General features: G+C 68.7%; 9 protein-coding genes. All 9 read left to right on the forward strand.

Going from position 1 to position 8,958, the window contains the following annotated elements; all coding sequences use genetic code 11:
- Positions 1-547: HlyD family secretion protein (locus SB4_RS18375; protein ID WP_153006342.1), on the forward strand; the 547-nt coding region annotated here is incomplete at its 5' end.
- A complete protein-coding gene (locus SB4_RS18380) occupies positions 544-1,932 on the forward strand; it encodes an efflux transporter outer membrane subunit (RefSeq protein WP_058753717.1) in 1,389 nt (462 codons plus the stop codon). The genes SB4_RS18375 and SB4_RS18380, both read left to right, overlap by 4 nt.
- 69 nt (positions 1,933-2,001) lie before the next feature.
- The gene (locus SB4_RS18385) at positions 2,002-2,427 is read left to right on the forward strand and encodes an organic hydroperoxide resistance protein (RefSeq protein WP_058733551.1); all 426 of its coding nucleotides are present in this window, start codon (positions 2,002-2,004) and stop codon (positions 2,425-2,427) included.
- Positions 2,428-2,505: 78 nt separating this feature from the next.
- Complete coding sequence (gene gloA / locus SB4_RS18390; RefSeq protein ID WP_058753718.1) at positions 2,506-3,018, forward strand: lactoylglutathione lyase; 513 nt, start codon at positions 2,506-2,508, stop codon at positions 3,016-3,018.
- A 198-nt stretch (positions 3,019-3,216) separates the two neighbouring features.
- Positions 3,217-4,623, forward strand: coding sequence for a methyl-accepting chemotaxis protein (locus SB4_RS18395; protein ID WP_420893904.1), 1,407 nt, complete (start codon positions 3,217-3,219; stop codon positions 4,621-4,623).
- A gap of 128 nt (positions 4,624-4,751) precedes the next feature.
- Positions 4,752-5,021, forward strand: a complete 270-nt coding sequence (locus tag SB4_RS18400; RefSeq protein ID WP_058733554.1) for an STAS domain-containing protein — start codon at positions 4,752-4,754, stop codon at positions 5,019-5,021.
- Positions 5,022-5,034: 13 nt separating this feature from the next.
- Positions 5,035-7,248 carry a chemotaxis protein CheA gene (locus SB4_RS18405; RefSeq protein ID WP_058753720.1) on the forward strand — a complete coding sequence of 738 codons (2,214 nt, stop codon included), beginning with the start codon at positions 5,035-5,037 and terminating at the stop codon, positions 7,246-7,248.
- Positions 7,245-8,114: a CheR family methyltransferase gene (locus SB4_RS18410; protein WP_241488697.1), complete on the forward strand. Its 870-nt coding sequence runs from the start codon at positions 7,245-7,247 to the stop codon at positions 8,112-8,114. The genes SB4_RS18405 and SB4_RS18410 overlap by 4 nt, the downstream gene beginning before the upstream one ends.
- Positions 8,114-8,958: protein-glutamate methylesterase/protein-glutamine glutaminase (locus SB4_RS18415; RefSeq protein WP_058734698.1), on the forward strand; the 845-nt coding region annotated here is incomplete at its 3' end. The genes SB4_RS18410 and SB4_RS18415, both read left to right, overlap by 1 nt.

An 8,958-nucleotide genomic window follows, 5' to 3' on the forward strand; every position in this document is an offset into this window, starting at 1 on the left:
CCGCCAAGCCCAGGCCGCGCGCGAGATCGCCCGCCAAGATATCCGCACCGTAGAAGTCGGGCGCGGCGGGCAGAAGGCGGGCGTTTCGGGCGCGGAGGCGGCGCAGCGACTGGCGCAGATCGACCTCGCCAACACGGTCGTCCGCGCCCCTGAAAACGGCCGCCTGTCCGAAGTCGGCGTGCGGCTGGGCCAATATGTGACGGCCGGGTCACAGCTGATGTTCCTGGTGCCGCCCGAGACCTGGGTCATCGCCAATTTCAAGGAAGCGCAGACCGCGCGCATGGCGGTGGGCCAGCCCGCCAGCTTCACCGTCGACGGCCTGAGCAATGCGCGGCTGAAGGGCCATGTCGAGCGCATCTCGCCCGCCGCCGGGTCCGAATTCGCGGTGCTGAAGTCGGACAACGCCACCGGCAACTTCACCAAGGTGCCGCAGCGGATTGCGGTGCGTATCCGCGTCGATCCGGGCCAGCCGCTGGCCGCACGGTTGCGCCCCGGCATGTCGGTGCAGGCCAGCGTCGACACCTCCGGCGGACCGGTGGTGCGATGACGCGCCTCGCCCTTCCACTGGCCACCGCGCTGCTGCTCGCGGGATGTATCGGCCCGCGCCCGGCGCCCCCGGCCGATACCGCCGTCGTGCCGCCACCCGCCTGGCGGACCGCGCTCGGCCCCGGCAGCCCGATCGCAGCCGACTGGTGGCAGGCGTTCGGCGACCCGCAGCTGACCGCACTGGTTGCCCGCGCGCTGGAGAACAGTCCCGATCTGGGCAGCGCCGCCGCCCGGGTGGAAGAGGCGCGCGCGCAGGAACGACTCGCCCGCGCACAGCTCTCGCCCAATGTCACGGCGGGCCTGCCGGTCAGCGAGGGGCGCAGCGTCTCCGCCTTCGGCACCGGGCTCGACCAGCTGGGCGCGCAGCCGCTGGTACAGGCGAGCTATGATTTCGACCTGTTCGGCCGCCTGCGCAGCGCCCGCGCCGCCGCCCGCGCGCAGCTGCTGGCGACCGAGGCGGCGCGCGACACCGTGCAGCTGGCGATCGCCGCCGGGGTCGCCAGCGGCTATGTGACCCTGCGGGCGCTCGACCACCGGCTGCACATCGCCGAAGAGACGCTGGCCGCGCGCGCCGACGCGCTGCGCATCGCCCGGCGGCGGGCGGAGACGGGCTATACCTCCAACCTCGAACTGCGACAGGCGCAAGGGGAATATCACGCGACCGAGCAGCTGGTCGCCGCCGCCCGGCTGGCCGTCACGCGCCAGGAAAATGCACTGAGCGTCCTGGTCGGCGGCACGCCCGGCCCGATTTCGCGCGGGCTGGCGATCGACCGGCTGATCCGCCCCGCCATTCCCGATGGCCTGCCTGCCGACCTGCTGCGCCGCCGCCCCGACCTGTTCCAGGCGGAGCAGGCGCTGGTCGCCGCCGACCGCTCGCTCGACAGTTCGCGCGCGGCGATGTTGCCCAGCCTGGGGCTGACCGGATCGGCGGGCGTCGCCTTTTCCAATGCGCTCAACAATCCGATCACCCTGTTCTCGATCGGCGGCAGCGTGCTCGCGCCGATCTTCGATGCCGGGCGCCTGCGCGCGCAGGCCGATGCCAGTGCGGCGCGGCGCGACCAGGCCGCCTATGCCTATCGCAAGACCGCGCTGACCGCCTTCCGCGAGGTGGACGACAGCCTCGCCTCGGTCCGTCGCTCGGGCGAGCAGGCGGTGGCGCTGGCCGGACAGCGTGCCGCGCAGGCGGACGGTTTGCGCATCGCCTCCAACCGCTACCGCGCAGGCTATTCCTCCTATCTGGAACAGCTGGATGCGCAGCGCGGATTGCTGACCGCCGAACTGGCGCTGGCCGAGGCGCAGGCCAATCAGCTGACCGCCTATATCACCCTGTACCAGGCGATGGGCGGCGGCTGGTCCCCCGACGCGATCCGCGCCACCGCCCGATAGAACGCGTGGAACGCGAGCGCCCCTGATGCGCTAAGCCCCACGAACCGATTCATGATTGGGAGCACCGATATGGGCGTGAACGTGATCTACAAGACCAAGGCAACGGCCACCGGCGGGCGCGACGGCGCGGCGCGGTCCGAGGACGGCTCGGTCGACGTCAAGCTGGTCGTGCCGAAGGAAATGGGCGGTCCAGGCGGTGAGGGCGCGAACCCCGAAAAGCTGTTCGCCGCCGGATATTCGGCCTGTTTCCTGGGCGCGATGAAGGCCGTGTCGGGCAAGGAAGGCGTGAAGGTGCCGCCGGACGCCACCGTCACCGCCGAGGTCGGCTTCGGCCCGCGTGAAGAGGGCGGCTTCGGTATCACCGTCGATCTGGTGGCCAGCCTGCCCGGCGTCGAGCGCGCGGACGGTGAGCGCCTGATGCACGCCGCGCATCAGGTCTGCCCCTATTCTAATGCGACTCGTGGCAATGTCGATGTCGGCCTGACCCTCGCCTGAGCCTCGCCCCCTCGCCTATCCGCAAGCCCTTCGCCCGATGACGGCGAAGGGCTTCGCCGTTTCCAAGGACCCGATGAGATGACCCGCCCGACCGGCACCGAAAGCTTCGCCCTCAACCAGACGATGCTGCGTATCCGCGATCCCCAGCCCTCGCTCGCCTTCTACCAGGACGTGCTGGGCATGACGCTGCTCCAGAAGCTGGATTTCGAGGAGATGAAATTCTCGCTCTACTTCCTCGCCTATCTGGGCGAGGGCGAGACGATCCCGGATGACCCCGCCGAACGCGCCCGCTTCATCTTCAACCGCGAGACGACGCTGGAGCTGACGCACAATTGGGGCACCGAGAGCGACCCCGATTTCCGGGGCTATCATGACGGCAATGCCGATCCGCGCGGCTTTGGCCATATCGGGATCAGCGTCGCGAACGTCACCGAGGCCTGCGCGCGATTCGAGTCGATGGGCGTGCCGTTCAAGAAGCGGCCGCAGGACGGCAAGATGAAGGATATCGCCTTCATCACCGACCCGGACGGTTACTGGATCGAAATTCTTTCGGCGCAGGGAATGGCAGAAAGCCTCGCGTCCAACGGCTGATTTAACCTCGACAATCTCTGACCTTGTCCATTTTGAAACGGGATGTTTACCCATCCTGCCCAATATGGCCAAAGATGTCGGAGGAACCGGGCTTTTCCCAACACCTCCGTCCAGATGCGAGTGCTCCCGCTCGCCTGAAGGTTTTTCGGAGGGTATTCCGTTATGTTGTCCTGGTTTGCCAAGACGGCACCGATTCGTATGAAATTCGATGCACTGATGGTGATCTATGGCGGCATCGCCGCTGTCGGCCTGGGCGCGACGATCGTGGCGAGTGGCGGCCTGACTCTCAGCCTGCCGGTCATCCTCGCCGCCACGGGGCTGGTCGCCTCGCTGATCGTTTCGCGGGTCAGCCGCAAGCTGATCTGCGACCCCTATGTCGGCAGCGTCGTCGCCATGGAAGCCCTGGCGTCCGGCGACTATAATCGCGAAATCCTCTACACCGACTATCAGGATTGTATCGGCCGTATCGCGAAATCCATCGTGGTCTTCCAGCGCAACGCCGCGCGCGTCCAGGAAGCGGCCCACGCGCAGGACATCGTCGTCGGCGCGCTGGGCAAGGGGCTGGGCGACCTGGCCGAGGGCAATCTGACCGCCGCCATCCAGACGCCCTTCCCCGCCGATTACGAAAAGCTGCGCCTCGACTTCAACCGCGCGACGGAGGCTTTGGCCCACACGATGAGCGCGGTCACGGTCGCCACGCACGGCATCAATTCGGGCGCCAGCGACATCCGCCAGGCCTCCGACGATTTGTCGCAGCGCACCGAGCAGCAGGCCGCCAGCCTGGAGGAAACCTCGGCCGCAATGGACGAGATCACCTCGACCGTACGCCAGACCGCCGAGGGCGCCAACCGCGCCAACCGCGCGGTCGCCGATGCGCGAATCGAGGCCGAACAGTCGGGTGAGGTCGTGCGCCGCGCGGTCGACGCCATGGCCGGCATCGAACGCGCCTCCAGCGAGATTTCCGAGATCATCAGCGTCATAGACGGCATCGCCTTCCAGACCAACCTCCTGGCGCTGAACGCCGGGGTCGAGGCGGCGCGCGCGGGCGATGCGGGCAAGGGTTTCGCGGTCGTCGCCTCCGAAGTGCGCGCCCTCGCGCAGCGCTCGGCCGACGCGGCCAAGGACGTGAAGTCGCGAATCCTCGCCAGCTCGGAACAGGTCGAATCGGGCGTCAGCCTGGTCAGCGAGACCGGCAGGGCGCTGGAGCGAATCATCGGCCAGATCACCGAGATCAGCACGCTGGTGGAAAACATCGCCAGCTCGGCCGAAAAACAGGCCATCGGGCTTCAGGAGGTCAACACCGCCGTGTCCGCGATGGACGGCGTGACCCAGCAGAACGCCGCGATGGTCGAACAGGCCACCGCCGCCGCCCGCTCGCTGGCGGTCGAGGCCGATGGCCTGGCGCGCGAGATCGCCCGTTTCCGAATCGGCAACCAGCCGGGCGATGGCTATGCCGCGCCCCAGCCGGCGGTCCACCAGTTGCAACAGCGGGCCGCCGCCGCCGGGCGTCGCATCGTCCAGACCGCACAGGTCGCGCGCCCCGCACCGCAGACGACCGGCAATGTCGCCCTGGCCGTCAACGACGAGGAATGGACCGAATTCTGATCTTTCCGAACTCCCGCGCCCACCCGTTGGGCGCGGGAGCCCCGATCCGAAGTCGGTAACCTCGCCTACACCATTCATCCGATAGGATGTTTCGGCGCGATCATTCGCCCAAGTCCCGGAGTCCGATCATGTCCGCCTTGTCCCTTGCCCCCGTGCTCGACACCACCGCCGCCGCTCCGTTGCGCCAGGCGCTGCTCGATCTGATCGCGTCGGGTGACGCCATCACTCTCGACGGATCGCAGGTGGCGCAGGCGGGTCAGGCCTGTCTTCAGGTGCTGGCGAGTGCGCAGGCCATGGCCGCATCGGTCCGGGCCGACTTTGAACTGCAAAATCCATCCGAGGCCTTGGCTTCGATGATCGCGCTGGCCGGGCTCGACAGCCTCGCCACCGCCGCCTGAGGGGGCCGACCCGATGAATCTCGACGAGATCCAGCAGATTTTCTTCCAGGAGTGCGAGGAAGGCCTCGGCGCACTGGAAACCGCCTTCGACGATCTGCGGCGCGGGCGTCACGACGACGAGACGATCAACACCGTCTTTCGCGCGGTCCACTCGATCAAGGGCGGTGCGGGCGCGTTCGGCCATGAACGGCTGCAGCATTTCTCGCACCATTACGAAACCGTCCTCGACCTGATTCGCAACGGCACGCTGCCGCTCGGCGAACCGCTGATCGACCTGATCGTCGCGGCGTTCGACACGCTGTCCGACCATGTCGCCGCCGCGCGTGGCGAGGGCGCGACGCCCGCCGACCAGGGGATGCTCGACCGGCTGGGCACTGCCGCACTGGGCGATGTCGGGGCCGGGACGGCCGCGCCCGAAACCGCCGCCGACCCCGTGGTCGAGGTGCAGGCAGAGGCCGCCCCCGCGCTCGACGATTTCGACGCGCTGTTCGCGATGCTCGAAGATCCCGCGCCCGCCGCCCCCGCCGCCGAGGACGCGACGCCCGAGTGGATCGTCACCGTGCATCCAGGGCCGCGCGCCTTCGATCACGGGGCCGAGCCGATGCTGGCGCTGCGCGAGCTGGTGCGGATGGGCGGTCGTACCTTGTCCGCCGACCTGTCCGACCTGCCGCTGCTCGACGGTCTGGACGCCGAGCGCGCCTATATCGGTTTCACCATGGCGCTGCCCGGTGATGCCGATGAGGAGGATATCCGCGCGGTCTTCGACTTTGCCGACCCGCAATGCCGCCTGACCGTCACCCGCGCCGCCGTCGCCGCACCCGCGCCGGTCGTGGCAGAGGTCGAGGCCGAACCGGCACCGCCCGCGCCCGTCATGGTCGAGGAAATGCCCGTTGCCCCCGCGCCCGTGGCGGCACCGGCTCCGACACCCCCCGCCCCGGTCGCCGTGGCACCGCCGCCGCCCGCGCCTGCGCCCGCCGCCGCCCCCGTTTCGGTGACCGAGGCGGCGAGCAGCCCGCGCGTCGCCGCCGCCGCCGCGCAGACGATCCGCGTCGACCTCGACAAGCTCGACCGGCTGGTCAACCTGGTCGGCGAGCTGGTGATTACCCAGGCGATGCTGGCCCAGCGCCTGTCCGAAAGCGACATGGGCTCGATCCCCGAGCTGTCCGACCTCGATCACCTGACGCGCGAGCTGCAGGATTCGACGATGGCGATCCGCGCCCAGCCGATGAAGACTGTCTTCAGCCGCGTGCCGCGAATCATCCGCGAGCTGGAGGTCGAAACCGGCAAGCGCGTCCGCCTGGAAGTCGAGGGCGAGATGACCGAGGTCGACAAGACCGTGGTCGAGCGCATCGGCGAGCCGCTGACCCACCTGATCCGCAACGCCGTCGACCATGGCCTGGAGACGCCGGCCGATCGCAAAGCCGCGGGCAAGGACGGCGAAGGCGTGGTCACGCTGTCGGCCGCGCATCAGTCCGGCCGGATCGTCATCACCGTCGCCGATGACGGACGCGGCATCGACCGCGCCCGCGTCAAGGCCAAGGCGATCGAGCGCGGCATCATCGCCCCCGATGCGCAGCTTTCCGAGGAGGAGATCGACAATCTCATCTTCGCACCCGGCTTCTCCACCGCCGCCGTCGTCTCCAACATCTCGGGGCGCGGCGTCGGCATGGACGTGGTGCGCAAGAACATCCAGGCGCTGGGCGGCCGTATCGGCATCCAGTCGGTGCTGGGCAAGGGGTCGAGCTTCTCGCTCAGCCTGCCGCTGACGCTGGCCGTCCTCGACGGCATGATCGTCACCGTCGGCGACCAGACCTTCGTCATCCCGCTGACCCATATCGTCGAAAGCCTGCGTCCCGGCATCGACGAGGTGCATGTGGTTGGCGGCCAGTCGCCGCTGCTCGACGTGCGCGGCACCTATGTTCCCGTCCACCGGGTCGGCGAGCAGCTCGGCGTCACCGGCGCGATCGCCAAGCCCGAAAATGCGGTGCTGATCGTGGTCGAAAGCGACCAGGGCCAGGCCGTGCTGATGGTCGACTCGATCCAGGATCAGCGCCAAGTGGTCGTGAAGAGTCTGGAGGCGAATTACCGCGCCATCCATGGCCTGGCCGGGGCAACGATCCTAGGTGACGGGCGCGTCGCGCTCATCCTCGACGTCGATGCGCTGATCGGCCGCTGGCGGCGTGACGGTCGCGGGCCGAGCGCCTTCCTGGAAGATCTGGCAGCGTGACCGCGCTCGCCGCCCTTTCCCCTCGCGGGAGCGAACGCGAGATGGAGTTCGCCTTCTCGGCGTCCGACCATCGCGCGATCGCTGACCTGATCTATGCCGAATCGGGCATCCTGCTGCCCGAGACCAAGGCCAAGCTGATCTACGGGCGACTGGCGCGGCGGCTGCGGGCGTGCGGGTTGCACGACTTTCCCTCCTATCTCGCCTTGATCGAGACGGATGCGGACGAACGGGCCCGCGCGGTCGATGCGCTGACGACCAACCACACCGCCTTCTTCCGCGAAAATCATCATTTCGAGCATTTCCACGAGGCGCTCTGGCCGGATTTCCGCCAGCGGCTGGCCAGCGGCGGGCGCGTGCGCATCTGGTCGGCGGCATGCTCCAGCGGCGAGGAACCCTATTCGCTGATGATGACGATCGCGGGCCAGGACGTCCGCGCCGCCGAGAAGCTGGCGACCCAGGATTTCCGCCTGCTGGCGACCGACCTGTCGCCCAGCGTCATCGCCACCGCGCGCAGCGGCCGCTATCCGCTGGATACGACCCGCGCCATGCCCGCGTCGATGCGCTCGACCTGGTGCCGCCGGGTCGGCGACCAGGACGAACTCCACCCCGCGCTGCGCGCGCCCATCGCCTTTCGCGAGCTGAACCTGCTGCGCGGCTGGCCGATGAAGCGCCCCTTCGACGTCATCTTCTGCCGCAACGTCATGATCTATTTCGATGAGCCCACCAAGGCCCGGCTCCTGGGCCGGTTCGCCGACCAGCTGGTCGATGGCGGTATCATCTATATCGGCCATGCCGAACGCATCCCCACCGAGGTCGCGGATCGTTTCCGCTGCATCGGCCGAACCGCTTTTCAGAAAGTGTCCTGATGGCCATCCGAACGCTGATCGTTGACGATTCCCCCACGATGCGCGCGCTGATCGCGAATACACTGAGCCGCGATCCCGATATCGAAGTGGTCGGCGCGGCCAATGGCCCGCTCCAGGCGCGCGAGATGATCAAGGCGCTGGACCCCGACGTCATCACATTGGACGTCGAGATGCCCGACATGAACGGCCTCGACTTCCTCGAACGCGTGATGCGGCTGCGCCCCATGCCCGTCGTCATGCTCTCCACCCTGACCCAGGCGGGTGCGGACATCACGATCCGCGCGCTGGAGCTGGGCGCAGTCGAATGCTGCGCCAAACCGGCGGCGGGCTGCGTCGACCGCAATCTGGTCGACAGCGTGAAGGCCGCCGCGGGCAGCCGCCGCGTCCGCATGGCCGACCATGCCCCCGCCGCGCCGGTGCCCCATGCCCAGTTCGAGCCGCTGCCCAAGGCGCTGATCGCGATCGGCGCATCGACCGGCGGGGTCGAGGCGCTGATCCAGGTGTTGAGCGGTTTTCCGGCGAACTGCCCGCCGACCGTCATCGTGCAACACATGCCCGCGACCTTCACGACCAGCTTTGCCGCCCGGCTCGACCGGCTGTCCCAGCCGACCGTCGCCGAGGCCCGGCACGGCCAGCCGCTGCAGCCCGGCCATGTCTATCTGGCGCCCGGCGGCACCCACCACCTGGAAGTCGGCGGCTTCGAGGGGCAGTATCGCGCGCGCCTGATCCCCGACGATCCCACCAGCGGTCATCGCCCCTCGGTCGACCGGCTGTTCCAGAGCGTCGCCAAGGTCGCCGGGCGCAACGCGGTCGGCGCGATCCTGACCGGCATGGGCCGCGACGG

Origin of the sequence: Sphingomonas sanguinis (genome assembly GCF_001476905.1) — a bacterium.
In the GTDB taxonomy this organism is placed as follows: Bacteria; Pseudomonadota; Alphaproteobacteria; order Sphingomonadales; family Sphingomonadaceae; genus Sphingomonas; species Sphingomonas sanguinis_B.

Coding starts and splice junctions, on each gene's coding strand:
- SB4_RS18380 (WP_058753717.1), top strand. CDS start 544: ATGACGCGCCTCGCCCTTCCACTGGCCACCGCGCTGCTGCTCGCGGGA.
- SB4_RS18385 (WP_058733551.1), top strand. CDS start 2,002: ATGGGCGTGAACGTGATCTACAAGACCAAGGCAACGGCCACCGGCGGG.
- gloA (WP_058753718.1), top strand. CDS start 2,506: ATGACCCGCCCGACCGGCACCGAAAGCTTCGCCCTCAACCAGACGATG.
- SB4_RS18395 (WP_420893904.1), top strand. CDS start 3,217: ATGAAATTCGATGCACTGATGGTGATCTATGGCGGCATCGCCGCTGTC.
- SB4_RS18400 (WP_058733554.1), top strand. CDS start 4,752: ATGTCCGCCTTGTCCCTTGCCCCCGTGCTCGACACCACCGCCGCCGCT.
- SB4_RS18405 (WP_058753720.1), top strand. CDS start 5,035: ATGAATCTCGACGAGATCCAGCAGATTTTCTTCCAGGAGTGCGAGGAA.